Raw genomic sequence first — 25,961 nt, 5'->3', positions numbered from 1 at the left:
ACTCACTACGGTTGACGCGACAGTGAACGCGAGCGTTCACTAACGCACTTGTGGGGGACCCATAGTGACAACCTCTCAGTTGATCAAGGAACAGAAGCCAGGTGCGGCTCGCCGGGACGGACATCCAGGCATCGCGCTCGCAGTCATCGCAGCCTGCCAACTCATGGTGGTACTCGACACGACGATTGTGAACATCGCGCTCCCGCACATTCAAGACGCTCTGAAGTTCAGCACCACCGACCTCACCTGGGTCGTCAGCGCCTACACGCTCACCTTCGGCGGCCTGCTGCTTCTGGGCGGCCGGGCCGGTGACATCCTCGGCCGCCGCCGGGTCTTCATGACCGGCATCGTGCTGTTCACCGTCGCCTCGATGCTCGGTGGACTCGCCCAGGAGCCCTGGCAGTTGCTGGCCGCACGCGTCCTGCAGGGCATGGGTGGCGCAATTGCGTCGCCCACCGCGCTGGCGCTCATCACCACGACGTTCCCCGAAGGCCCCGAGCGCAACCGGGCGTTCGGCGTCTTCGCCGCCGTCTCCGCGGGCGGCGGCGCGATCGGTCTGCTCGCCGGCGGCATGCTCACCGAGTGGCTCAACTGGCGCTGGGTGCTCTTCGTCAACCTGCCGATCGGCATCGCGATCACCCTGCTTGCACCGCTCTACATCAGCGAGTCCGAACGGCACACCGGCCGCTTCGACATCGCGGGGGCCGTGACCTCGACGGCGGGCATGGCATCCCTCGTCTACGGCTTCATCCGCGCTGCGGACGACGGTTGGCGGGACAGCCTGGCCCTCAGCTCCTTCGGCGCCGCAGTGGTCCTGCTGGCGGCCTTCGCGCTCATCGAGTCCCGGGCCAAGGAGCCGATCACTCCGCTGCGGATGTTCGCCGACCGCAACCGCTCCGGGACGTACGTGATCATGCTGAGCCTGGCCGCGGCGATGTTCGGCATGTTCTTCTACATCGTGCTCTTCGTGCAGAACGTGCTGGGGTACAGCCCGATCCAGGCCGGCCTCGCCTTCCTGCCGGTGACGGTCGTGATCGCGCTCGGCGCGGGTCTGTCCCAGCGGTTCCTGCCGGTGCTCGGGCCCAAGCCGTTCATGCTCACCGGTTCGGCTCTCGCGGTGATCGGGCTGGCCTGGCAGACCCTCATCAGCTCCGACAGCTCGTACGCCGGCGGAGTGCTCGGTCCGATGCTGGTGTTCGGCTTCGGCATGGGCCTGAACTTCGTGACGCTGACGGTCACGGCAGTCTCCGGTGTCGCCCAGCACGAGGCGGGTGCGGCCTCCGGGCTTCTCAACGCCACGCAGCAGGTGGGCGGTTCGCTCGGCTTGTCCATCCTGACGACGGTGTTCGGGTCGGCCAGCAAGGACGAGGCGCAGAAGCAGCTGCCGAAGTTCCTCGCCAACGGTTCGGCGGATCAGAAGGCAGAGTTCGCCAAGACGCACCAGCTGCCCGGCACGTGGGGGCACGAGGTGCTCGCGCAGGGCATTTCGATGGGCTTCGTGGCAGCCGCGGCCATGGCCGTACTCGCCTTCGGCACTGCCTGGTTCGTGATCCGGGTCCGCAAGAGCGACCTGGAAGCACTCGCCGGCACGGCGGGGGCAACGGCCGGCTGACCCGGCCGCGCCCGCCTGGGGCCGCGGATGGCCGGACCGAGTCCGGGGGACCGACGGCGAGGACGTCGGTCCGGCCATCCGCACACGTCCTGCAGGGCTCAGTGAGGTCAGAACCGACAGCACTGCCAACACGACCAACACGACCACCAACTGCATGACCACCCCCAGGCCCTCTCGCACGTCAGGTGCGGACACCGACTCATGCGCCACACGGCTGATGCCACGACAACGGATGCATGGTCACGCAGAGTTCCCGACAAGCACAGAGAGTTTCCAGCGGCCCGTCACCCTGACAAGCTCCACGAGGCAGCAGAGGGCTCAGGCCGACGGTGTTGTGCGGACGTTCGGCACCCAGTCCGGCAGCGCCTCAGTCAGCCCCGCCCATTCGGCCGGCGGCATTCCCGCTTTCCCGGCGGCGAGCACACCACCCACGATGGCGCAGGTGGTGTCCACGTCACCACCGACCTGCGCGGTCGTCCAGAACGCCTGCTCGAAGTCGCCGAGGGCTCGCGCGGCAGACCAGAGCGCGAAGGGCACGGTGTCGTGGGCGGACGTACGCCGTCCGCAGCCCAGTACGGCCGCGACGGTGCCCGCGTCTGCGTAGTCGAGCATGTCCCGAGCGCGCCGCAGCCCCGCGCCGACGGCGCTCTTCGGGACGAGTGCGACGACTCCGTCGAGGAGTGCCTCCGGGCTCGGCGGGCCGCCGGGGGCGGCAACCAGCGCGGCGGCCGCCGCAACCGCCATGGAGCCGACGACGGCCTCGCGGTGCTGGTGGGTGGGGTACGCGGAGATCTCCGCCTGATGCGTCGCCTGTTCCGGGTCGTCCGCGTACCAGGCGCCCAGTGGGGCGATCCGCATGGCCGCTCCGTTGCCCCAGGAGCCCTGTCCCTTGAAGAGCTCGGCGGCCAGCTCACGCCAGTCCCCGCCCTCTCGAACCAGCCGCAGCAGACGATTGACCGCGGGACCGTACCCCCGGTCGAAGTCATGGTGGTGGGCGAAGGAGTGCGCCAGGGCGTCCTGGTCGATGCGGTGGTGAGCGGCCAGGACCGCGACCACGGAGCAGGCCATCTCCGTGTCGTCGGTCCACTGCCAGGGGCCCGGCGGCAGCTCGCGACGCTTCAGCAGCGGATAGTTCACCGGTACGAAGAACTGGGAGCCCAGCGCATCCCCCACCGCCAGTCCACGCAGGCTGGCCAAGGCGCGGTCCAGGCGCCCGTCGGAAGAGGAGTCAGGGGTCATTGCTCTGCCACTCTATCCGGTGATCCCGTACGGTTCCGGATCTCGCCAGCGGTCGAAAGGCCGGTCAAGCGCGTACTTGCCGTCGTCCCCGAGAACGAGCATCCGCATCTCCGCGTTCCCCGGATTCGACAGCGACTCGAATTCTGCGACGGTCCAGTGGAACCACCGCATGCAGAACAGCCGCATGGCCAGGCCGTGGGTCACCAGCAGCACGTTGGACGGGTGATCGGGGGCCTCGAAGCTGCGGTACAGGCTCTCCAGGAAGCCGCCGACCCGGTCGTACACGTCGGCACCGGACTCCCCCTGGGCGAAGCGGTAGAAGAAGTGGCCGTACGCGTCCCGGTAGGCCTTCTGGAGGCGCACGTCGTCGCGGTCCTGCCAGTTTCCCCAGTCCTGTTCGCGCAGCCGCGGCTCCTCGCGCACCCGTATGAGCTCGGGATCGAGATGGAAGGCGCGCAGGGTCTCGTGTGTGCGGCGGTACGGCGAGACGTACACGCTGACGCGCTCACGGCCGAAGACCTCGCGCAGCCGTTTGCCGGTTTCCTCGGCCTGCTGCCAGCCCCGCTCGGTCAGCGCCAGCGCATGGTCGGGCTCCCGCTCGTAAACGGTGTCATCAACATTGCCCGTTGACTCTCCGTGCCGGACAAGGACGATGCGCCGTGGTCGTGCCATGCCAAAACCCTAGATCGGGTGACGGCCGATCGAGCACTCGTACGGGCTCCATACAGCGTAGGTCACACACTTCCTGCACCACTGGCCACGCCAGGACGCACGATTAACGCGTCCAGTTTCCAAACCCACCGCGTCAAACCGTCCAGGTCGGCTCCAGCTCGATGATGTCACCCGTGAGCGCCGCGATGTCCGCCTCGGTCTGGGCCCGCAGGGCGAGCCTCTCCACGCGCTCCGTGCGGTACTTGCCGTGTTCGGCGGCCGATCTCCACATGGACAGCACCAGGAACTCGTGTCCCGGTGCCTCGCCGAACAGGCCCCGGATCATGCCGGGAGACCCGGCCATGGCGGGGTTCCAGACCTTCTCCTGCATCAGCGTGAAGTGCTCGGCCCGTTCCTCGTGGACTCGGCACAGGGCGACCCGCAGCAGGTCCGCGTCCGTGAAACGCGGTTCGAAGCCGGTCTTCACGTCGAACCGGTAGTCGAAGAGCTTGACCTGCGCATCCTTGAAGGTGCCCGACTGGGCCGCCGCCAGCCGATCGTGGGAACGGGCCATGAAGGAGTCGTAAAAGGCACGACTCTCCCAGAAGGCGAAGATGTGTGCCACTCCGGTCCGTCCCCGACTCCAGCCACCGCCTTGTCCCCGAAACCCCGGCTCCCCCAGAAGCCCCGCCCACTTTCGCTGCCCCCGCTCGAAGCCGCGGCGGTCCACCACGGTGCAGCGAATCCACTTGACCAGCACCGCGCCATGGTAAGGCCACGGAGCGTGGCGCCGGTCACGCTCCGGTGGACAGCTCCGCGGCACATGTACGCGCGCGCGTGGCAGGATGGACAACCGGCCTTGTCCGTCCGGCAGTTCGGGGCGGAGGCAGCGCACGGGGAACGGGGAAGGGGAAGTCTGGTGAACGGCCTCAACAAGGGGATCCGCAAGGCCGAAGTCGCACTGAAGTGGGACCCGAGTCCGACGGGGCAGCCGCCCACCGATCTGGACATCGTCGCCGCCACCTACCTGGCGGGCGATCCGTACGGCGAGCCCGCCTATGTGGTGCACTTCGACAGCCGCTCCCCCGACGGCACCATCTATCTCAACCGGGACAGCAAGGACGGCAAGGGATTCGGCTGGGACGAGGTCATGACGCTGGAGCTCGACCGGCTGGACAGCCGGTACGCGCGCGTGGTGGTCGGAGTCGTCATTCAGCAGCGCACGGCGCACCGGACCTTCGTCGGCGTGCTCAACCCAGGCCTGCGGATCCGCGAGGGTTACACGGTCCTGGCCGAGGACGACTTCGGCAGCGTCCTCGGGGCCACGGCTGCGACGGTCGGGGAGTTCGTACGCGACGCATCCGGCGGTTGGAATTTCCAACCTGGCATCCACGGCTTCGAGGACGACCCGGCGACGTTCACCAGGACCATGGGCCGGGCGCACCAGTCCTGAGAGGCGTCGTACGGCGAGGAGGGGCGCCGACGCATGGTCGGCGCCCCTCCTCTTCAGGGACTGTCTGTCAGGCGGGGCGTGCCCCTGCCTGGGTCAGCTGCAGCCGCTGGTCGAGCCGCAGCCCTCGCAGATGTAGCAGGACCCGGCCCGCTGCATCTTCGTCCCGCAGGAGAAGCACAGCGGGGCGTCGGCCTGGATGCCAAGCTGCATCTCCACCAGTTCGGCGCTGGTGTGGGCCTGCTTCGGGGCGGGCTTGGCCGCCTCGACCTCGGCACGCGGCGTGGCGACAGCCTTCAGCTCCTGGGCGCGCGGCGCCGACTGGGCCAGGCCCTCGACGTCCACCTCGTCATCGGAGGGCTCGTACGAACCGGTCTCCAGGTGACGCTGGCGCTCCTCGGCGGAGTGGATCCCGAGGGCGGAACGCGTCTCGAAGGGCAGGAAGTCGAGCGCCAGGCGGCGGAAGATGTAGTCGACGATCGACTGCGCCATCCGCACGTCCGGGTCGTCCGTCATGCCGGCCGGCTCGAAGCGCATGTTCGTGAACTTCGAGACGTACGTCTCCAGCGGCACGCCGTACTGCAGACCGACCGAGACGGCGATCGAGAAGGCGTCCATCATGCCCGCGAGGGTGGAGCCCTGCTTGGACATCTTCAGGAAGACCTCGCCGAGACCGTCGTCCGGGTAGGAGTTGGCGGTCATGTAGCCCTCGGCGCCGCCGACGGTGAAGGACGTCGTGATGCCGGGGCGGCCCTTGGGGAGGCGCTTGCGGACCGGGCGGTACTCGACGATCTTCTCGACCGTCTCGCGGATGGTCGCCTCGGCCTTCTCCGTGACCTCGGTCTTCTCCTTCTCCTTGGTCTTGGCGGAGAGGGGCTGGCCGACCTTGCAGTTGTCGCGGTAGATGGCGAGCGCCTTGACGCCCATCTTCCAGGCCTCGAAGTAGACCTCTTCGACGTCCTCGACGGTCGCCGTCTCCGGCAGATTGACCGTCTTGGAGAGCGCGCCGGAGATCCACGGCTGGATCGCGGCCATCATGCGGACGTGGCCCATCGCGGAGATGGAGCGCTCGCCCATGGCACAGTCGAACACCTCGTAGTGCTCGTGCTTGAGGCCCGGGGCGTCGACGACATTGCCGTGGTCGGCGATGTGGGCGACGATCGCCTCGATCTGCTCCTCCTGGTAGCCCAGGCGCCGCAGGGCCTGCGGAACCGTGCCGTTGACGATCTGCATCGAGCCGCCGCCGACCAGCTTCTTGAACTTGACCAGGGCGAGGTCGGGCTCAAGACCGGTGGTGTCGCAGGACATCGCGAGGCCGATGGTGCCGGTCGGGGCGATGACGGACGCCTGGGCGTTACGGAAACCGTTCTTCTCACCGAGGCGCAGCACGTCCTGCCAGGCCTCCGTGGCGGCGGCCCAGATCGGCGTGTCGAGGTCGTCGATGCGGACGGCCACGGTGTTGGCGTCGGAGTGCTGCTTCATGACGCGGTTGTGGGCGCTGGCGTTGCGGGCGTAGCCGTCGTACGGGCCGACGACCGCGGCGAGTTCGGCGGAGCGCTTGTACGACGTGCCGGTCATCAGGGAGGTGATGGCGCCGGCCAGGGAACGGCCGCCGTCGGAGTCGTACGCGTGGCCGGTCGCCATCAGCAGGGCGCCGAGGTTGGCGTACCCGATGCCGAGCTGGCGGAACGCGCGCGTGTTCTCACCGATCTTCTGGGTCGGGAAGTCCGCGAAGCAGATGGAGATGTCCATCGCGGTGATGACGAGCTCGACGACCTTGGCGAAGCGCTCGACGTCGAAGGACTGGTGGCCCTTGCCGTCGTCCTTCAGGAACTTCATCAGGTTCAGCGAGGCGAGGTTGCAGGACGTGTTGTCCAGGTGCATGTACTCGCTGCAGGGGTTCGAGCCGTTGATACGGCCGGACTCCGGGCAGGTGTGCCAGTGGTTGATGGTGTCGTCGTACTGGATGCCCGGGTCGGCGCAGGCCCAGGCCGCCTCGGCCATCTTGCGGAACAGGGTCTTGGCGTCGACCTCTTCGATGACCTCGCCGGTCATGCGGGACGTCAGGCCGAACTTGCCACCCGACTCGACGGCCTTCATGAACGTGTCGTTCACCCGGACCGAGTTGTTGGCGTTCTGGTACTGGACGGAGGTGATGTCGTCCCCGCCGAGGTCCATGTCGAAGCCCGCGTCGCGCAGGGCGCGGATCTTCTCCTCTTCCTTCACCTTGGTCTCGATGAAGTCCTCGATGTCGGGGTGGTCGACGTCGAGGATGACCATCTTGGCGGCACGGCGGGTGGCGCCACCGGACTTGATGGTGCCGGCGGACGCGTCGGCGCCGCGCATGAAGGAGACCGGCCCGGAGGCGTTGCCACCAGAGGACAGCAGCTCCTTGGAGGAGCGGATGCGGGAGAGGTTCAGGCCGGCGCCGGAGCCGCCCTTGAAGATCATGCCCTCTTCCTTGTACCAGTCGAGGATCGACTCCATGGAGTCGTCGACGGCCAGGATGAAGCAGGCGGAGACCTGCTGGGGCTGCGGGGTGCCCACGTTGAACCACACGGGGCTGTTGAAGCTGAAGATCTGGTGCAGGAGGGCGTACGCCAGCTCGTGCTCGAAGATCTCCGCGTCGGCGGGCGAGGCGAAGTACTTGTAGTCCTCGCCGGCCTTCCGGTACGTCTTCACGATGCGGTCGATCAGCTGCTTGAGGCCGGTCTCGCGCTGCGGGGTGCCGACGGCACCGCGGAAGTACTTGCTGGTGACGATGTTGACCGCGTTCACCGACCAGAAGTCGGGGAACTCGACGCCGCGCTGCTCGAAATTGACCGAGCCGTCGCGCCAGTTGGTCATGACGACGTCACGGCGCTCCCACTGAACCTCGTCGTACGGGTGCACGCCGGGGGTGGTGTGGATGCGCTCGATACGCAGTCCCTTGGTCGCCTTGGTGCCCTTGGCGCGGGAACTCCGTGCCGGACCGCTCGCCGTCTCTGTCATGCCGCCTCCCTGTACGGGCTAAAACGCCCTGAAGTGCCCCGATGTTCCCGTGGCACGGTGTGGTGTCTGGTGTTGCGGGCATCTCGCGCTGCCGCCCGCAACGGGTCTTCGATAGCCGCCGTCCGGCCGGAATCGGGGTCTCCGCCCGGTTCCGGCCCGCCGGTCAGTCGGCGGCGTGGGCGGGCTCGGGGACCTGAGCAGTCCCTCCGGGCCCGCAGTCTTCTTCCTGGCCCCCCGCGACAGCGTCCTCGCGGTCGTCGTTGTCCGCGGCGACGGGTCGCATCTCCTCCCTGAGTTCCGCGATCGCGGCCTCGAAGTCCTCGAGCGAGTCGAACGCCCGGTAGACGGAGGCGAATCGCAGATACGCGACGAGGTCGAGCTCCTGCAACGGGCCGAGTATGGCCAGCCCCACGTCGTGGGTGGTCAGTTCGGCGCTTCCCGTGGCCCGCACCGCCTCCTCGACCCGCTGGCCGAGCTGGGCGAGTGCGTCCTCGGTGACAGGCCGCCCCTGGCATGCCTTGCGCACGCCATTGATGACCTTGGTACGACTGAAAGGCTCGGTGACTCCGGACCGCTTGACCACCATGAGCGAGCACGTCTCCACAGTCGTGAAACGACGGGAGCAGTCCGGACACTGGCGGCGCCTGCGGATCGACGTACCGTCGTCGGTCGTACGACTGTCGACGACGCGGCTGTCGGGGTGCCTGCAGAAGGGGCAGTGCATGAACTCCCAACCCTCCTCACAGCAGACTCAATAGCCTCGCTGGGCCTCATGGGCCCCTCGAAGCAGCCCCAAGCATAGGCGATCGCCAGGGGCCTGGAGACCCCGGGGACCACAACTTCTGGGCTGCTGCTGCAATCCAACCACTAGATGTGGGGATTGGCCCATGCATGCACGCCATACGCGCGTGTCGCGCACGTATTGGCATGTGCCACGTGACCGGAGCGCCGCACCGGATCCGGAGGCGCACGGCCGTACCGTTGCGACACATGCGGAGATACCGTGGGCGCCACAGGGAGGCGACGTGGGGCTCCCGCAGAGATGGGTGCCGGTTCCCGGTTGACGGAATGCCGGATGGCAGACTGGGGCAGTAACCCACGAGGTCAGCACCCCGGCGGTGAAGAGTACAACAATGGGCCCTTTTGTCCGCCAGGTGCCGCGTTAGCTATACACCCAGACACATGATCAAGTCAGGCTATCCGCGTTTTTTCACTCGAACGTGTGTTTGGCGCAACCTTTCGAAAGCAACTACCGTTGTCCAGCAGGGAGACCATCGAGAGGGGCCGACGTGACCACCACCGCAGACAGTGCCACCATCACTGCCCAGGACCGCTCCCAGGGCCGACTCGAGCCGGTGCATGCGATGAACGAAGCCGTGAATCCCGAGGGGCACAAGCGCTCCCTGCCGGGCCGACCTCCAGGCATCCGGGCGGACAGCTCGGGACTCACCGACCGGCAGCGCCGGGTGATCGAGGTCATCAGGGACTCCGTGCAGCGGCGCGGCTACCCGCCGTCGATGCGGGAGATCGGCCAGGCGGTCGGCCTCTCCAGCACGTCCTCGGTTGCACACCAGCTGATGGCACTGGAGCGCAAGGGCTTCCTGCGCCGCGATCCACACCGTCCACGCGCGTACGAGGTGCGCGGCTCCGACCAGGGCGCCTCCGTGCAGCCCACCGACACCGCAGGCAAGCCCGCCGCGTCGTACGTCCCGCTGGTCGGCCGCATCGCCGCCGGTGGCCCGATCCTCGCCGAGGAGTCGGTCGAGGACGTCTTCCCTCTCCCCCGCCAGCTGGTCGGTGACGGTGAGCTGTTCGTGCTGAAGGTCGTCGGCGATTCCATGATCGAGGCCGCGATCTGCGACGGCGACTGGGTCACGGTGCGCCGCCAGCCCGTCGCCGAGAACGGCGACATCGTCGCGGCCATGCTCGAAGGCGAGGCCACCGTCAAGCGCTTCAAGCGCGAGGACGGGCACGTCTGGCTCCTCCCGCACAACGCGGCGTACGAGCCGATCCCCGGCGACGACGCGACCATCCTCGGAAAGGTGGTGGCCGTGCTGCGGCGCGTATGACGGCTGCGGCGGGCGGTTCGTACAGAACCACCCTCTGACCGGGCCCCGGGACCCCTGCGCCGGTTCCGGGGCCCTGTGCTGTCCGGGCCCCACCGGCAGGTGTTTTGCATCGGGGGTTGGTCCGTCGCACCGCCGCGACAGACCAACCCCGGATCATTCGGCCTCTGTCTTCTTCGCTGCCGCGTCGATCGCCGCCAGCGACTTCCGGACCTGGTTACGGTCCGTCGTGTACCAGAAGTCCGGCAGTGACGCCTTCAGATAGCTGCCGTACCGCGCCGTGGCCAGTCGCTGGTCCAGTACGGCGACCACCCCGCGGTCCCCCGAGGCCCGTACGAGACGGCCGGCGCCCTGGGCCATGAGCAGCGCGGCGTGCGTGGCGGCGACTGCCATGAAGCCGTTGCCTCCCGCGTCCTCCACCGCCTTCTGGCGGGCGCTCATCAGCGGGTCGTCCGGACGCGGAAACGGGATCTTGTCCATGACGACGAGCTGGCAGCTGGGTCCGGGGACATCGACGCCCTGCCAGAGCGACAGCGTGCCGAACAGGCAGGTTTTCGGGTCGGCGGCGAAGTTCTTGATCAGCTCGCCGAGCGTCTCCTCACCCTGGAGGAGGATCGGGAACTCCGGGATCCGGGAGCGCAGTTCCTCGGCGGCGAGCTGCGCAGCCCGCATGGAGGAGAAGAGGCCGAGGGTGCGGCCGCCGGCCGCCTGGATCAACTCCGTCAGCTCGTCCAGCATGTCCGCGCGGTCGCCGTCCCGCGCGGGGCGCGACAGATGCTTGGCGACGTAGAGGATGCCCTGCCTGGGGTAGTCGAAGGGCGAACCGACGTCGACACCCTTCCACTGCGGGAGGTCCTCGCCCTCCGTGCCTTCCGGGGCGAGCCCGAGGGAGGCGCCGACGCCGTTGAAATCGCCGCCCAGCTTCAGCGTCGCGGAGGTCAGGACGACGGAGCGGTCCGCGAAGAGCTTCTCCCTCAGGAGTCCCGACACGGACATGGGGGCAACACGCAAGGAGGCTCCGAAGCGGTCATGGCGCTCGTACCAGACGACGTCCCACTCGGAGCCGTTCGTGATCCGCTCCGCCACGTCGTGCACCGTCTCCACAGACGCCAGCGCCTGCTTGCGGACCGCATCCTCGTCCTGGACGGACTTGTCACGGGTCGCGCCGATCGCGGAGATCACCGTCCGACAGGCGTCGCGCAGCGCCATGAGCGCATACCCGAGGTCCTCCGGGATCTCCTCCAGGCGGCCCGGCAGGGCCAGCTCCATCAGCCGCTCGAAGCCCTCGGCGGCGGTCTGGAGCTGGTCGGCGGCCTTCTCGTTGACCAGCTTCGCGGCGCGGCGGACCGCACGGTTGACCTGGCCCGGCGTGAGCTCGCCCGTGGCCACTCCGGTGACTCGGGAGACCAGCTCGTGCGCCTCGTCGACGATCAGCACCTCGTGCTGAGGGAGGACCGGGGCGCCCTCGATGGCGTCGATCGCAAGCAGAGCGTGGTTGGTGACGACGACCTCGGCGAGCTTGGCCCGCTCTCGGGCCATCTCGGCGAAGCACTCGGCGCCGTACGCGCACTTCGTGGCACCCAGGCACTCCCGGGAGGAGACCGACACCTGCGCCCAGGCCCGGTCGGACACCCCGGGGGTGAGGTTGTCGCGGTCGCCGGTCTCGGTCTCGTCCGACCACTCGCGCAGCCGCAGCAGATCCTGACCCAGCTTGCTGGTGGGCGCGGCTGCCTCGAACTGGTCGAAGAGACCCTCCTCCTCGTCCTGCGGGACGCCCTCGTGGAGGCGGTGCAGGCAGAGGTAGTTCGACCTGCCCTTCAGCATCGCGAACTCCGGGCGGCGGCGCAGCAGAGGGTGCAGCGCATCGACGGTGCGCGGCAGATCCCGCTCGACGAGCTGGCGCTGCAGGGCGAGGGTGGCCGTCGCCACGACGACACGCTCCCCGTGCGCGAGCGCGGGCACGAGGTAGCCCAGCGACTTTCCGGTGCCGGTGCCGGCCTGGACCAGCAGATGGGAACCGTCGTCGATCGCCTCCGCGACGGATTCGGCCATGGTCACCTGGCCGGGGCGCTCCGTACCACCGACGGCAGTGACGGCAGCGTGCAGGAGTTCGGGGAGTGAGGGCTTCGTCATAGCGCGACCACCCTACGGCCCGGCACTGACAAACGGGTGATCAAGGCAGGGACGAGGGGCGGGATCAAGACCGGGTGCTCCTCGGGTGAGGGTCGGGGCGGATCGCTCGGGAAGATCGGCTCGGGTGTCCTTGAGACCGGCGTTGGTGGAAACCGGATCGGCGCCAGTGGGAACCGGATCGGCACGGGCGGTGTACCAAAAGTGAAGCTGTCGTGGCACGGCGTCACAGCAGATCGCGCAGGGACCGGTCTCGGATCATGAGGGCGGCCCGCTTGGCGGGCAGGTCGACCTCGGCGGAGAACCGGAACCCGGCGCTCAGAAAAGCAGCGACGGAGGGGGTGTTGCGAAGGTCGGGTTCCGCGATGACGCGTGCGCAGGCAGGCCGCCTGTCTAGGGCGAGGTCGGCCGCGGCTCTGAGCAGTGTGCTGCCGAGTTTGCGGCCTCGGTCGGCGACTCCGCCGATGAGGAGGTGGATTCCGGTGTCATGAGGTCGAGCAGGATAGTGGCGGGCCAATGGGTCGAGGTCTGCCCGGTAGATCTCCCAGTAGCTCATCGGCGTGCCCTCCAGCACACCGAGACACGGAACGCTGCGTCCGTCGCCGGAGAGCTGGGCCCGTAGGTGGCCCTCCGTCACGGTCGCAGGGCCGGCCAGCTCCCAGAACTCCGCGACGGCAGGGTCGTTCATCCAGCGGCTGATAAGCGGTAGGTCCCGCTCGACGTGCACGGGGGCAAGGTGGAACACACCCGCGGATGTGACGACCGGCCCCCAGCCGGCGACACGGTCGAGGAGGTCGTCGTGGGCTCTGGTGACGGAAGCGGGCGGGGCTGGATCTTCGCGCCGCCTTCGTGTCTCGCCGGAGTCGGTTTCCCCTGCAAAGAGTGCAACCAGTTCGTCGGGCAGCCGAAGGTCCAGTGTGTCCTCGTTGTCCGTGCCCATGCCGGTACTGCTCTCGGCCCTAAGGGAGCCCGAGTCGGCGCCCAGGTCAGTGCCGGGGGCGGTGGCTGCGTGTGTGCTGGCGTCGGTGGGAGGCACGGCGCCGCTCCTCTCAGAAGACGGGATGGGGCATGTTCCTCAGAAGCGAAGGGAGTTGATGGTGGTCGGCGGGGCCGTCAGAAATGAAGGAGGTTGGCGATCGTGACGTAGACGGACTGGGTGTCGACCGGGCCGACGAGTTCGTCGAGGCCGTGCAGGCGGGTCAGCAGGTTGGCCTTGCAGCGCAGGACAGGTGAGTCCAACAGGTGGGCAGGCAGTGAAGTGTCCAACCGGGCAGGGCCGGAGGCGACGTCGCCGAGGAAGTGGCGGAAGGCGGCGAGCAGCACCTGTTCGTCGGCGAGGCGCTGGGAGCCGAAGGCACCGATGAGGCCGAGCACGTTGTTGATCGCGAGGTAGTAGGCGAAACGCTCGTCTGTGACCTCGTCGGAGACGAAGGTGTCGCTGTGCTCGCCGATACCGGGCAGCCGTGCGTCGAGTTCCGTGCGCCGGGACTCCCGGAAGTAGTAGCCCTGGTTGTCGCGGTAGCGGCCGCCGGTGGGCCAGCCGTCGGTGTCCAGCAGGAGCAGCGTGTTCTGTTGATGCGCCTCCAGGGCGATCCCCGCCTCCGCGTCCAGCCACAGCACGGGACGGACGACCTGCTCGAGGTAGCGCAGGAACCACTCGGCGGCAACGGCCGCACAGGGACGACCGGTTCGGCCCGCGAGGCGCATGACGACCCTGGCGAGACGGGACTGCAGGGGCGGCGGGCCATCCTCCGGGCGGCGCGCCGGGCCCGCTGAGGTGCCGTCTGCCTGAGCCTGCGGCCGGGGCGAGACGAGTCCGGCAATGCAGGAGACGTTGTCGGACGGGCTGAACGGGTTGTGGCGGATCATCACGTCGAGTCCGGGCACGGGGCTGCCGTCCGGCGCGTCGACCGCGAGCCAGGCCGGGTCGCGGACGATGTCGAACCCCGGGTGCGCAGCCTGCCACTACTTGGACAGGCCGCTGCGCAGCAGCCGGTGGACCTCGACACCTCGGTGCAGTTCCTTGCGGAGGTTCTCGCGACGGGAGTTGGTGATCCGCAAGCCCAGCGACAGTTTGAGCATGGCAGGGGAGCCGGACCGGTGGACGGTGCGTACGGAGGAGGTGGGGTGCCATGGTGAGCCATGCGTACCGAGGTCGCGGAGTAGTCCGGCGTCGAACAGGGCAGCGGTCTCGGAGCGTTGCCGAACCTCCCGCAACTGCCAGGGGTGCAACGGCAGAGCTGCGTAGCCGTCGGGAAGCATCAGCTCGGCTTCGGCAAGCTGAGCCATGAGCCGGGGCGCGGGGACGGGACGGCCGCGCTCGGTCCATGCGGAGTCCGTGGCAAGTGCAGAAGGGGCGACAGCCAACCAGTGCAGGGGGAAGGAGCCGCGCAACTCCGGTGAGTACAGGCGCGCTTCAGCCTCGGAGAGACCTTCACGGCTCTTCGGGGTCGGGTGCAGCGGGTGCCCGAGTACGAGTGCCTGCTCGGACGCGAGGAAGAGGTCGGGTCCGTCGAACGGTCGTTCCCGGCGGTCACGGATGAACGTGACGGTACGGCGGAGGGAGTCGGCGACGCGGGCGACCAGGTCCGGGCCGGATGTCGAGGTGGTGGGGGCGGGGGCTGGTGTCGGTGCAGTCGCGGGGCTGCAAGCGGCGCTGGTCGTGGGTCCGGGGGTGGCTGACAGGGCGGCCGAGTCGTTGCCACTGCCAGGCGTCTCCCTGGCCAGCAGTGCAGCGACTGTGACCGCGTCGGCCGGTGGGGAATGTTCGGGGGCATTGGCCAGGAACGGGAGACCGAACCGGTGCCATCCCGTCGGGGACCAGTAATGGACCGGGGCAAGGAGGGCCGTGCCGCTGGCGGGCAAGGGGATGCGGAGTGTGCCGTCGTCGGGGGCGTGCAGGCCGGCTTCGCGCACCCAGCAGCGCAGCAGGTTCTCGACCGCCGCGGCCTCGGCTGCGGTGCGCGGGTCGGGGTGCTCGAGGAGATCGGCGGCGGCGTGGCGCGAGCTTTCGGCGACGGGGACTTTGCGCTGCTCCCGAGCCCTCGCTAGCTCAGAAGCCCTTTCTTGCTCCAGGGGCCTCTCTTTCTCCAGGGCCCCCTGTTGCTCTGGTGCCGGCCCTTGTCGCGGCACGCTCTGTGGCTGTCGGTCACCCTTCTGCACCGGAATCCTGCCTGCCCCCGAGCCTTCGCCCCGCTTCGGTCCGCTTCCTGCTTTCTGACCGGCGTCCCTGCACTCCCCCGCGGCTCCACCCCCGGCCGAAGCCCGAGCCGGGCCCGGCCCCTGCTCCGACTCCCGCCCCGGCCCCGGGCACTGCTCCGGCTCCCGCGCGGCGGCCCGTCCCTGCTGACAAGGCACTGATGGGGTCGCCGGTGCAGGTGGCGTGTGCTGGGAGGGCGGTACGTCGGAGGGGCCACGTTCGGGGGCGTGGGCACGGGCGTCGGATGCGGAGGTGGGGTTCAAGGCGGTCCTCGTGGGTGGTTCTGGCTCGTGCGGTGACGAACCTGGGCCGTACTGCGCTACGGGCGAGGTGGAGGTATGGGAGTCCTGGTTTCAAGGTGTTCGAGAAGTTCAGGGAGGTACGGGACATGCACAGGCATGGACGTTGGTGCCGACGGGACGTACAAGTGCACTCCGGCATCAGTTGCCGTACTGACCTGCCCGCTCGGCTGGCTCGCCCTGCCGTCGGTGCTGCAGGGCGGGTCCGTGCGGCCGTCGTATTCCGAGTGGTCGGCCGGAGCGGTCGCGGGCTGCCGCCTCCACTGCATCGGCCAGTCGGTCGAGTACGGCGGCGGCCTGTTCGTCGCTGATCGTCAGTGGCGGGAGGAGCCGTACGACGCTTGCGTGGCGGCCCCCCAGTTCGACGATGAGGCCGCGTCGCAGGCACTCCCGCTGGACGGCGGCCGCGAGTTCGGGATCGGCCGGGCGTGGGCTGCCGGCGCAGGAATCCGGCACCGCCGCCGGAGCCACCCCACGGTTGAGGGGCTCGCACCCCATCGAGGGATCGACCCTGCCCCTGTGACGACTCCGATCCAACCCGTCCACCCCCCGACTCGGCTCGTCAGGGGCCCAATCCAATTCCCCGAGCCCCCGTTCGAGCGCCACCGAACCCCCAACGCCGCCACGGGAGCCCCCGCCCTCGTGCCCCCCGCAATACCCCTCCGCATCCACCAACTCCACCCCGATCATCAGCCCCCGTCCCCGCACATCCCCGACGCACGGAAACTCCCGTGCCAGGGAGCGGAGTTGGGCGAGCATGCGGGAGCCGAGGGCGGCCGCTCGCTCGGCGAGGTGGTTTTCGCGGACGTAGGTCAGAGTCGCCGTGCCTGCAGCCATGGCGAGTTGATTGCCACGGAAGGTGCCTGCGTGGGCGCCGGGTTCCCAGACGTCGAGGTTGTCGCGGTAGACCACCACGGCGAGGGGGAGGCTGCCGCCGATGGCCTTGGAGAGGACCATCACGTCGGGGGTGATGCCGCTGTGCTCCACCGCCCAGAAGGCACCGGTCCGTCCGACGCCCGTCTGGACCTCGTCGGCGATCAGCGGGATGGAGCGGGCCGATGTGACCCTTCGCATGCGCCGCATCCACTCGTCCGGCGCGGGGATTACCCCGCCCTCGCCCTGGACGGGTTCCAGGATCATCCCCGCAGGATGTGGCACCCCCGACTTGGGGTCGTCGAGGACGGATTCGGTCCAGCGGGCTGCGAGTTCGGCGCCACGCGGGCCGCCGACGCCGAAGGGGCAGCGGTAGTCCTGGGGATAGGGGAGGCGGGCGACTCGTACGTCCGAGGCGTCCCCGGACGCGTCAAGGGCTCCGGCGGTCATGCCGTGGTAGGCGCCGGTGAAGGCCAGGAGTCCGGTGCGACCGGTCGCGGTGCGGACCAGCTTGAGCGCGGCCTCCACCGCGTCGGTACCCGCCGGTCCGCAGAACTGCACGCGCGCGTGGTCGGCGAGACCGCGCGGCAGGGTGTGGAACAACTCGGTGACGAAGGCGTCCTTGACGGGGGTCGCCAGGTCGAGGACGTGCAGCGGGGCGCCCGAGTCGAGGACTTTGCGGATGGCCTCCAGCACCACGGGGTGGTTGTGGCCGAGGGCGAGCGTTCCGGCTCCGGAGAGGCAGTCGAGGTAGCGGCGGCCGTCGGCACCCTCGATGGTCATCCCCCGGGCCCGCACCGGCACGATCGGCAGGGCACGCGCATAGGTGCGCGCCGCCGACTCGCGAGCCGACTGGCGCCGCAGGATCCCCTCGTGCGCGGCCCGCGCGGTCGCGGACACCTCACCGACAGCACGCCGCCCAAGAGTCTCCTCGGACGCACTCCCGCCACCTGCAGACTCGGCCACGACTCCCTGTCCTCCCGCCGGGGGACCGCACACGGACAGCAGAACCCCCACCGCTACCAACCCCCCATCGCTCACCGGGTTACGGGTTGTCTCAAGATCCTTTCCGTGACGGAACCGTTGCCGTTCCGTCGGAAGTCCCCCACAGCGAGCGCATAGTGTGTGATGCCGTTCCAAGGAGCCGTGAAGTCACATGAGATCACCTGCACCAAGCGTGAAATCACGGACGTAGCACCCGATTTGTTCAGTTCACCCCAGGGGGAGTCAGAGCATGCGATCCATAAGGCCGTCCGCCACCGTTCACCGGAAACGGGGTGCCCGCCGCAGAACCTCCCCCGTTCTGGCCGCCGTTGCCCTCGCCTCGGCACTTGCGCTCACCGCCACCGCCTGCAACTCGGGCGACGACAAGGCCGACGGCCAAGTTTCCGCCTCCGCTACCGGCATCGGCAGCAGCGGCGACGGCAAGATCAAGATCCCGGACGACATCAAGAACAAGCTCAAAGAGCACGGGATCGACATCGACAAGTGGAAGAACGGCGACTGGAAGAACTGGAACAAGGACGACTGGCTGCGCGAGGCCGACGACTTCATCAACCCGATCATCAAGGGCCTGTGGAACCCGGACCGGATGCGGAAGGCCAACGACCCGGACAAGGGCGTCGACGACAACGACCTGTCCGGTGACCAGGGCGTGACCGACCCGACGCCGGCAGCAGTGGACGCGAAGGCCGTGGCGCCTACGTACCACGCCAACGCGGCGACGTCCGGGAAGGTGTTCTTCGACTCCCCCGAGGGCACGATGGTCTGCTCGGCGACGGTCGTGGAGGACCCGGCCCACCCCGGCAAGTCGAACCTCGTGTGGACGGCGGGCCACTGCGTGCACGCCGGCAAGAAGGGCGGCTGGTACCGCAACATCGCGTTCGTGCCGTCGTACAACAACGCGGGCAAATCGGCCGCCCAACTGCACAACGCCACCAAGGAGGAGGCCGCTCCGTTCGGCGTCTGGTGGGGCGACTGGGCGCAGACCTCGCAGCAGTGGATCGAGAAGGGCGGCGAGACGGGCGGTGACGGTGCCTCGTACGACTACGCCGTCATCCATGTGACGCCGGAGAAGGGCGGCAACGGCAAGTCGCTGGAGGAGACGGTCGGTTCGGCACTGCCTGTCGACTTCAACGCCCCGGCCGTGCCGAGGGTTCCCAGCATCACCGCGACCGGTTACCCGGCCGCCGCGCCGTTCGACGGCCAGAAGATGTTCCAGTGCACGGACAAGCCGGGACGGCTGTCGATCAACGCCTCGGACCCGACGATGTACCGCATCGGCTGCACCATGACCGGCGGTTCGTCCGGCGGTGGCTGGGTCGCGACGGGTTCGGACGGCAAGCCGGCGCTGGTGTCCAACACCTCGATCGGCCCGGTGACTTCGGGCTGGCTGGCCGGACCGCGGCTGGGTGATGTGGCCAAGGGTGTGTACGACTCGGTGAGCAAGAAGTTCGCCGGTCAGTAGGGATCAGCAGAGAGACGCGCCCCGGCCGCCTTGTGACGGCTGGGGCGCGTTGCCTCGCTCAACTCCGTTCCGCACAGCGGGAGTCGATTTGTCACTCGCCTCAACCCATTGAGCGCGACATACGGCGGTCGTTGACCCGCTCGTGCGGAAGGCCCGCCCCCGGGTGAAGGGGCGGGCCTTTGGCGATTCTGCGGGAATTCAGCTGTCCGTCGGCTCAGACGACCGGGGCCGGGACATACGGCGCGAGGTCCGCCGCCAGTTCCTCGTGCACCCGCACCTTGAGCAGCGTGCCCTCCGGGGTGTGCTCCTCGGAGATCACCTCGCCCTCGTCGTGGGCTCGGGCGACCAGCTTGCCGTGGGTGTACGGCACCAGCGCCTCGATCTCGACGGACGGCCTGGGCAGCTCGTTGTCGATGAGCGCGAGCAGTTCCTGGATGCCCTGGCCGGTGCGGGCCGATACGGCGATGGAGCGCTTCTCGATCCGCATCAGCCGCTGGAGCGTCAGCGGGTCGGCCGCGTCCGCCTTGTTGATCACGACGATCTCGGGTACGTCGGTGGCGCCGACGTCCCTGATCACCTCGCGCACGGCGGCCAGCTGCTCCTCCGGCGCCGGGTGCGAGCCGTCGACCACGTGCAGGATCAGGTCGGACTCGCCGACCTCCTCCATGGTGGAACGGAACGCCTCGACCAGGTGGTGCGGCAGATGCCGTACAAAACCGACCGTATCGGCCAGCGTGTACAGGCGGCCACTCGGCGTCTCCGCCCGGCGGACGGTCGGGTCCAGGGTCGCGAACAGTGCGTTCTCGACCAGGACACCGGCGCCTGTGAGGCGGTTGAGCAGGGAGGACTTGCCCGCGTTGGTGTAGCCCGCGATGGCGACGGACGGCACCTTGTTGCGCTTGCGCTCCTGGCGCTTGATCTCGCGGCCGGTCTTCATCTCCGCGATCTCCCGGCGCATCTTCGCCATCTTCTCGCGGATCCGCCGCCGGTCCGTCTCGATCTTGGTCTCACCGGGACCACGGGTGGCGAGGCCGCCGCCCTTGCCGCCGCCCATCTGCCGGGACAGCGACTGACCCCAGCCGCGCAGCCTCGGCAGCATGTACTGCATCTGGGCGAGCGCGACCTGCGCCTTGCCCTCTCGGGACTTGGCGTGCTGGGCGAAGATGTCGAGGATCAGCGCCGTACGGTCGATGACCTTGACCTTGACGACGTCCTCGAGGTGGATGAGCTGGCCCGGGCTGAGCTCACCGTCGCAGATGACAGTGTCCGCGCCGGTTTCGAGAACGATGTCCCGCAGCTCGGTGGCCTTGCCGGAACCGATGTAGGTGGCGGCGTCGGGCTTGTCGCGGCGCTGGATCACGCCGTCGAGCACAAGCGCACCCGCGGTCTCCGCGAGGGCGGCGAGCTCCGCGAGGGAGTTCTCCGAGTCCTGCGCGGTCCCCGTGGTCCAGACGCCGACGAGCACGACGCGCTCCAGGCGGAGCTGGCGGTACTCGACCTCGGTGACGTCCTCGAGCTCGGTGGAGAGGCCCGCCACGCGGCGCAGGGCCGCGCGCTCGGAGCGGTCGAACTGGTCGCCGTCCCGCTCTCCGTCGATCTCGTGGCTCCAGGCGACGTCCTCTTCCATCAGGGCATCGGCCCGAAGACGCTCGGGGTAGGTGTGCGCGAAGCGCTCAGTGTCCTGGGAAGGGGATGAAGAGGAGGTCATTGGGTCCTTACGTCGATGGGGATTCCGATACGGCGATCGCGACAGCCGTCACTGTGCACAACGCACAAGTACCCCGGGAGATTCCCGTGACCCGTGCCGCGCCGACCCGAAGATGGTCGCACGGCACAGGCCGTCCGGTCATCGCCTTATTTCGCGGCTTTTGCAGCCTTCGTGGCGGGCGGCGCCGGCTTCCAGTCCGGGTGACCGGGCATCGGCGGGGTCTTCTTGCCGTACAGCCAGGCCTTGAAGAAGCCGCTCAGGTCGCGCCCTGAGATCTGGGAGGCGAGCTGTTCATAGTCGGCGGTGGTGGCCGTACCGTCGCGGTGGAGGCTCACCCAGGACCGTTCCAGGCGCTCGAAGGCGGGGCGGCCGATCTCCTGGCGCAGGGCATAGAGCACGATCGCGGCGCCGTCGTAGACGTTCGGCCGGAAGATGCTGATCTTCTGACCGGGGTCGGGCGCCTTGGGCTCGGCCGGCGGCCCGCCGACGGCTCGCCAGCCGTCGGAGGCGGCGTATGCGGCCTTCATTCGTTTCTCCATGGGCATGTGGCCCTTCTCCTCCGCGTACAGGGCCTCGTACCACGTGGCATGCCCTTCGTTGAGCCACAGGTCGGACCATGTGCGCGGGCTGACGCTGTCGCCGAACCACTGGTGGGACAGCTCGTGCACCATGATCGACTCGACGTACCACTTGGGGTAGGTGTGGCCGGTGAAGAGCTCTCTCTCGAAGAGAGAGAGCGTCTGCGTCTCGAGTTCGAAGCCGGTGGACGCCTGTGCCATGAGCACGCCGTACGTCTCGAAGGGGTAGCGGCCGACCTTGCTCTCCATCCAGGCGATCTGGTCAGGGGTCTTGGCGAGCCACGGTTCGAGCTCTTTGCGGTCCTTGGTGGGCACGACGTCGCGTACGGGCAGGTGATGCGGCCCGGTGCGGTTCAGCACGCTGGAGCGGCCGATGGACACCTGGGCGAGCTCGGTGGCCATGGGGTGCCGGGTGCGATACGTCCAGGTGGTCGACTTGTCGCCGCGTTCCACGCCGGTCGGCAGGCCGTTGGCCACGGCTGTGTAGCCATTGGGGGCGGTGATCCGGATGGTGAACAGCGCCTTGTCGGAGGGGTGGTCGTTGCACGGGAACACCACATGCGCGGCATCGGCCTGATTGGCCATGGCCAGCCCGTCCTCGGTACGCACCCAGCCGCCGTCCTGGTCCTTGGCGGCCACGGGGTTGCTGGTGTGCCGCACGGTGATCCGCGTCCAGCTGCCCGCGGGCAGCGGCCTGGCGGGCGTGACGACGAGGTCGTCGCCCGCGCTGGCGAACGTGGCCGGCTCACCGTTGACCTGGACCGATTCGACCTTGCCGTGGGCGAAGTCGAGGTTGAGCCGGGCCAGGTCCGTGGTCGTCCGGGCATTGATCGTGGTGACCGCCTGGAGAGGCTTGCTGTTGGTCCCGGGATAGGTGAACGAGAGGTTGTACGACTCCACGTCGTATCCGGGGTTGCCGAGGTCCGGGTAGAGGCGGTCGCCGACGCCCAGGGGGGCGGGAGGCGAGCTCGCGGCCAGGAGGCAGACGGAGACGGCGGAGGCGAGCAGTGCGGTCGCCTTCAGACGGCGGGGACTCCGGGGAGGGCGGCGGAACCGAGCCGCGATGCCGGGACGCGGGCCGTGGGTGCCGGGTCGTGGGGCCTGGGAGCGCGGGGTGAGCAGCATGGATCACCGCTATCAGCGCGCGCGTGCCGGACGGCGACGACTCGCGTTCGGCCCACCCGAATGGGTAGGTCTCACGTGCGGGTGTGCGGCTCTGGCGTTATGGGGCGCGCGGCACGGGGCTCACGCGGGGCTGGGCTTCGCGACACGTGCGGCGTATCCGTCACGCGCGCGTGACGGATACGCCGCACACCACACGCTCACCCCAATGCGGGTCGGACGCACCCCGGTCCCCCGCTCACGCCCCCGGCGTCTGCGCCCGGCTCACGTCGTAAACCCCCGGTACATTCCGCATCGCCCGCATCAGCGCGGGCAGGTGGGCCGCGTCCGGGAGTTGGAGTGTGTACGTGTGGCGGACGCGCTGCTGGGTCGGGGGTTCGACCGTCGCGGACACGATCTCGGCGCCTTCGAGGGCCATGGCCTCCGTCAGGTCCGCCAGCAGATGGGGGCGAACGAACGATTCGGCGAGCAGCGTGACCCGGCACTCGGTGGTGTCCCCCCAGCGCACGTCGACCTCGGCGCGCCCCCCGCTCTTCATGCGCTCCACAGCGGCGCACTCGACGCGGTGGACGGTGACCACGCCGCCGCGTACGGCGAAGCCGGTCACCTCGTCGGGCGGTACCGGCGTGCAGCAGCCGGCGAGGCGCACGGTCGCGCCGGCCTGGTCGACCGTGATGTCGTCGGTGGTGGGGCGGGAGGTCGGTCCCTCGGCGGCGGGCCGGGGAGCGGCCGAGAGCTCCTCGTCGGTCTCCTGCGCCCTCTCCTGCTCTTCCTCCTGCGCCTCGGCGTGCGTCGGGTGCGCCGCGAGCCACCGCTGGATGGCGATACGGGCGGCAGGCGTGTGGGCGTGCTCCAGCCACTCTCTGGAGGGCTCGGAGGCCGGGTCCTGGCCCATGAGGAGCTGGACGGTGTCGCCGTCCCGCAGAACCGTGCTCAGCGTCGCCAGGCGGCCGTTGACGCGGGCGCCGATGCACGCGTGCGCGTCCTCGCCGTACTGGGCGTACGCGGCGTCCACGCAGGTGGCGCCCTCGGGCAGGCCGAGCGTGCCGCCGTCGGGACGGAAGACGGTGATCTCACGGTCCTGGGCGAGGTCCTCGCGGAGGGTGGACCAGAACGTGTCCGGGTCGGGCGCGGCCTCCTGCCAGTCGAGGAGGCGGGAGAGCCAGCCGGGGCGGGTGGGGTCGACGCGCTCGCCGTCGGCCGGGGTGTGCTCCTCCGGAGGAGGAGCGTAGGGATTGCCGAGCGCGACGACGCCGGCCTCGGCGGCCTTGTGCATCTGGTGGGTGCGGATGAGGACTTCGGCGACCTGGCCGTCCGCGCGTGCGACCGCGGTGTGCAGGGACTGGTACAGGTTGAACTTGGGGACGGCGATGAAGTCCTTGAACTCCGAGACCACGGGCGTCATACAGGTGTGCAGTTCGCCGAGGACGCCGTAGCAGTCCGCGTCCTCGTTCACCAGCACCAGCAGGCGGCCGAAGTCGGAGCCGCGCAGTTGGCCGCGCTTGCGGGCGACGCGGTGGACGGAGACGAAGTGCCGCGGCCGGATGACGACTTCGGCCGGGATGTCGGCGTCGCGCAGCACGCCTCGTACCTCGTCGGCGATCTCGGCGAGCGGGTCGTCGGCGCGGGAGGCGTTGTCGACGATCAACTCCCGCGTGTGCTCGTACTCTTCGGGGTGGAGAATCGCGAAGACCAGGTCCTCCAACTCGGTCTTCAGCGCCTGAACGCCGAGCCGCTCGGCGAGCGGGATGAGGACGTCGCGGGTGACCTTGGCGATGCGTGCCTGTTTCTCGGGGCGCATGACGCCGAGGGTGCGCATGTTGTGCAGCCGGTCGGCGAGTTTGATCGACATCACGCGGACGTCGCTGCCGGTGGCGACGAGCATCTTGCGGAAGGTCTCGGGCTCGGCGGCGGCGCCGTAGTCGACCTTCTCCAACTTCGTGACGCCGTCGACGAGATAGCGGACCTCCGACCCGAACTGCTCGCCGACCTGATCAAGCGTCACGTCCGTGTCCTCGACAGTGTCGTGGAGCAGAGAGGCCGTCAAAGTCGTTGTTTCGGCGCCGAGTTCGGCCAGGATCAGAGTCACCGCGAGCGGGTGCGTGATGTACGGCTCGCCGCTCTTGCGCATCTGGCCGCGGTGCGAGGACTCGGCCAGCACGTAGGCGCGGCGCAGGGGTTCGAGATCGGCGCTGGGGTAGTGGGCCCGGTGAGCGTCGACGACATGGCTGATGGCGCTGGGCAGCCGGTCACGAGTGGCGGGGCCGAGCAGGGCGGCACGGCCGAGGCGGCGCAGGTCGATCCGCGCCCGCCAGCGCGCCGCCGGGCCTGATACCGGACCTGGGGTCGCGGGATTCGTGGCCTCCGCACTCATGGGCACCTCCGGCTGCGTGGACCGGCGGACGGGGTGCCCCATGGCGGACACGGCTCAGGGGATGGCAACGGTCCCCCGTCCGGGCCGGTGCTTGATGCTACCGAGCCCATCACGTGCGGCTGACCGCCTCTCGCCGAGCGTGAAACGGATCACCCATTCGAGCGAAGGTCTGCACGTTTACGGTTTCGCGCCACGTGACAGGGGGCCGCCCGTGATTTCGAACGCGCGGTCGTCGTCCTGGAGATCCTCCTGTGCACCACCCGGCACACAGGCCTCGGATCCCAGGCAGTCACGCTGTTCAGCGGACGAATGTTTCCAGCCACTCGGATTCGATCTCGCCCTCGGCGACGATCACTGCGGGGCCGGTCATCTCGATCTCGCCGTCGGGCTGTTCGGTGATGACCAGGGTCCCGCCGGGCACATCGACGGTGTACGTCGCGGGGCTCCCGGTGACCGCCGGGTCGACGCCGTCCCGGCGGGCGGCGGCGACGGCGACGGCGCACGCGCCCGTGCCGCACGAGCGGGTCTCGCCGGCGCCGCGCTCGTGGACGCGCAGCGCGACGTGCCGGGGGCCGCGGTCGACCACGAACTCGACGTTCACCCCGTCCGGGTATGCGGAGGCCGGGCTGAAGGGCGGCGGGGAGTACAGGCTGCCGGCGTGCGCGAGGTCGTCGACGAACGCGACCGCGTGCGGGTTGCCCATGTTCACGTTCCGCGCGGGCCAGCTGCGCTCGCCGACGCTCACCGTGACGTCCCCTTCGGGGAGGCGCGCCTTGCCCATGCCGACGGTGATGTCACCCGCGCCGGAGCCGCCGCTGGATGCGGTCTTGGCGATGTGCACCCTCTTCACGCCACCACGCGTGGCGACCGCGAGGTCGCCCTCGCCGACGTATCCGGCGCGCTGGAGGTAGTGCGCGAACACCCGCACGCCGTTGCCGCACATCTCCGCGATCGAGCCGTCGCCGTTGCGGTAGTCCATGAACCACTCGGCTTCGGCCGCCATGTCCTGCGCCTCGGGGTGCGCGGCGGACCGCACCACGTGCAGCAGGCCGTCACCGCCGATGCCCGCGCGGCGGTCGCACAGGGCGGCGACGGCGGCCGGGGGCAGGTCGATGGAGTTCTCGGGGTCCGGCACGATCACGAAATCGTTCTCCGTGCCGTGGCCCTTGAGGAAGGCGATCCGCGTGCTCATTCCTCGATCG

The 25,961-nt window shown here is 69.2% G+C and carries 16 protein-coding genes and 1 pseudogene; 4 read left to right on the top strand and 13 right to left on the bottom strand.

What is annotated here, in order from left to right; all coding sequences use genetic code 11:
- The first annotated feature begins 64 nt into the window (after positions 1–64).
- The gene (locus ACFY10_RS08410) at positions 65–1,612 is read left to right on the top strand and encodes an MFS transporter (RefSeq protein WP_390664290.1); all 1,548 of its coding nucleotides are present in this window, start codon (positions 65–67) and stop codon (positions 1,610–1,612) included.
- A gap of 318 nt (positions 1,613–1,930) precedes the next feature.
- On the opposite strand, the gene ACFY10_RS08405 is transcribed toward ACFY10_RS08410, so the two are convergent.
- The 3 genes from ACFY10_RS08405 to ACFY10_RS08395 form a co-directional block, all read right to left on the bottom strand.
- On the bottom strand, positions 1,931–2,851 hold the full coding sequence (locus ACFY10_RS08405; RefSeq protein ID WP_390664289.1) for an ADP-ribosylglycohydrolase family protein: 921 nt from the start codon (positions 2,849–2,851) through the stop codon (positions 1,931–1,933).
- A gap of 12 nt (positions 2,852–2,863) precedes the next feature.
- Positions 2,864–3,523, bottom strand: a complete 660-nt coding sequence (locus ACFY10_RS08400; protein ID WP_390664288.1) for a histidine phosphatase family protein — start codon at positions 3,521–3,523, stop codon at positions 2,864–2,866.
- Between the two features lie 133 nt (positions 3,524–3,656).
- Positions 3,657–4,262 carry a YdbC family protein gene (locus tag ACFY10_RS08395; RefSeq protein ID WP_344401720.1) on the bottom strand — a complete coding sequence of 202 codons (606 nt, stop codon included), beginning with the start codon at positions 4,260–4,262 and terminating at the stop codon, positions 3,657–3,659.
- Positions 4,263–4,421: 159 nt separating this feature from the next.
- On the opposite strand from ACFY10_RS08395, the gene ACFY10_RS08390 reads away from it, so the two are divergent.
- Positions 4,422–4,955, top strand: coding sequence for a TerD family protein (locus ACFY10_RS08390; RefSeq protein ID WP_390664287.1), 534 nt, complete (start codon positions 4,422–4,424; stop codon positions 4,953–4,955).
- 93 nt (positions 4,956–5,048) lie between these two features.
- On the opposite strand, the gene ACFY10_RS08385 is transcribed toward ACFY10_RS08390, so the two are convergent.
- Together ACFY10_RS08385 and nrdR are read right to left on the bottom strand one after the other, a co-directional pair.
- Positions 5,049–7,943, bottom strand: coding sequence for a vitamin B12-dependent ribonucleotide reductase (locus tag ACFY10_RS08385; RefSeq protein WP_390664286.1), 2,895 nt, complete (start codon positions 7,941–7,943; stop codon positions 5,049–5,051).
- A 163-nt stretch (positions 7,944–8,106) separates the two neighbouring features.
- Positions 8,107–8,667 (bottom strand): transcriptional regulator NrdR, encoded by a 561-nt coding sequence (nrdR, locus tag ACFY10_RS08380; RefSeq protein ID WP_275781107.1) that lies wholly within the window; start codon positions 8,665–8,667, stop codon positions 8,107–8,109.
- A 565-nt stretch (positions 8,668–9,232) separates the two neighbouring features.
- On the opposite strand from nrdR, the gene lexA reads away from it, so the two are divergent.
- Positions 9,233–10,012, top strand: a complete 780-nt coding sequence (gene lexA / locus ACFY10_RS08375) for a transcriptional repressor LexA (protein WP_030947215.1) — start codon at positions 9,233–9,235, stop codon at positions 10,010–10,012.
- Between the two features lie 153 nt (positions 10,013–10,165).
- Here the strand turns inward: lexA and ACFY10_RS08370 are convergent, their stop codons facing one another.
- The 4 genes and pseudogenes from ACFY10_RS08370 to ACFY10_RS08355 form a co-directional block, all read right to left on the bottom strand.
- A complete protein-coding gene (locus ACFY10_RS08370; protein WP_390664285.1) occupies positions 10,166–12,142 on the bottom strand; it encodes an ATP-dependent DNA helicase in 1,977 nt (658 codons plus the stop codon).
- Positions 12,143–12,365: 223 nt separating this feature from the next.
- Positions 12,366–13,175, bottom strand: a complete 810-nt coding sequence (locus tag ACFY10_RS08365; protein WP_390664284.1) for a GNAT family N-acetyltransferase — start codon at positions 13,173–13,175, stop codon at positions 12,366–12,368.
- Between the two features lie 77 nt (positions 13,176–13,252).
- Positions 13,253–15,214 (bottom strand): annotated as a pseudogene (locus ACFY10_RS08360) (IucA/IucC family protein).
- A 564-nt stretch (positions 15,215–15,778) separates the two neighbouring features.
- Entirely contained in the window at positions 15,779–17,374 is a 1,596-nt protein-coding gene (locus ACFY10_RS08355) for a diaminobutyrate--2-oxoglutarate transaminase family protein (RefSeq protein WP_390664912.1), read from the bottom strand.
- Positions 17,375–17,744: 370 nt separating this feature from the next.
- Between ACFY10_RS08355 and ACFY10_RS08350 the strand changes: the two genes are divergently transcribed.
- Complete coding sequence (locus tag ACFY10_RS08350) at positions 17,745–18,977, top strand: trypsin-like serine peptidase (RefSeq protein ID WP_390664283.1); 1,233 nt, start codon at positions 17,745–17,747, stop codon at positions 18,975–18,977.
- A gap of 214 nt (positions 18,978–19,191) precedes the next feature.
- Here ACFY10_RS08350 and hflX read toward each other — a convergent pair whose 3' ends face one another.
- The 4 genes from hflX to dapF all read right to left on the bottom strand — a co-directional run bounded on the left by hflX (position 19,192) and on the right by dapF (position 25,951).
- Complete coding sequence (gene hflX, locus ACFY10_RS08345) at positions 19,192–20,685, bottom strand: GTPase HflX (protein ID WP_390664282.1); 1,494 nt, start codon at positions 20,683–20,685, stop codon at positions 19,192–19,194.
- A gap of 146 nt (positions 20,686–20,831) precedes the next feature.
- Positions 20,832–22,388, bottom strand: coding sequence for a M1 family metallopeptidase (locus ACFY10_RS08340; protein ID WP_390664281.1), 1,557 nt, complete (start codon positions 22,386–22,388; stop codon positions 20,832–20,834).
- Positions 22,389–22,623: 235 nt separating this feature from the next.
- Positions 22,624–24,759, bottom strand: a complete 2,136-nt coding sequence (locus tag ACFY10_RS08335; RefSeq protein WP_390664280.1) for a RelA/SpoT family protein — start codon at positions 24,757–24,759, stop codon at positions 22,624–22,626.
- A gap of 298 nt (positions 24,760–25,057) precedes the next feature.
- Entirely contained in the window at positions 25,058–25,951 is an 894-nt protein-coding gene (gene dapF, locus ACFY10_RS08330) for a diaminopimelate epimerase (RefSeq protein WP_390664279.1), read from the bottom strand.
- Positions 25,952–25,961: the final 10 nt, after the last annotated feature.

The sequence above is a fragment of the Streptomyces sp. NPDC001401 genome (assembly GCF_042895385.1).
Lineage (GTDB): Bacteria > Actinomycetota > Actinomycetes > Streptomycetales > Streptomycetaceae > Streptomyces.
Note: the sequence above shows the minus strand (reverse complement) of the source record. Positions and strands in the feature narration are given on the sequence as shown.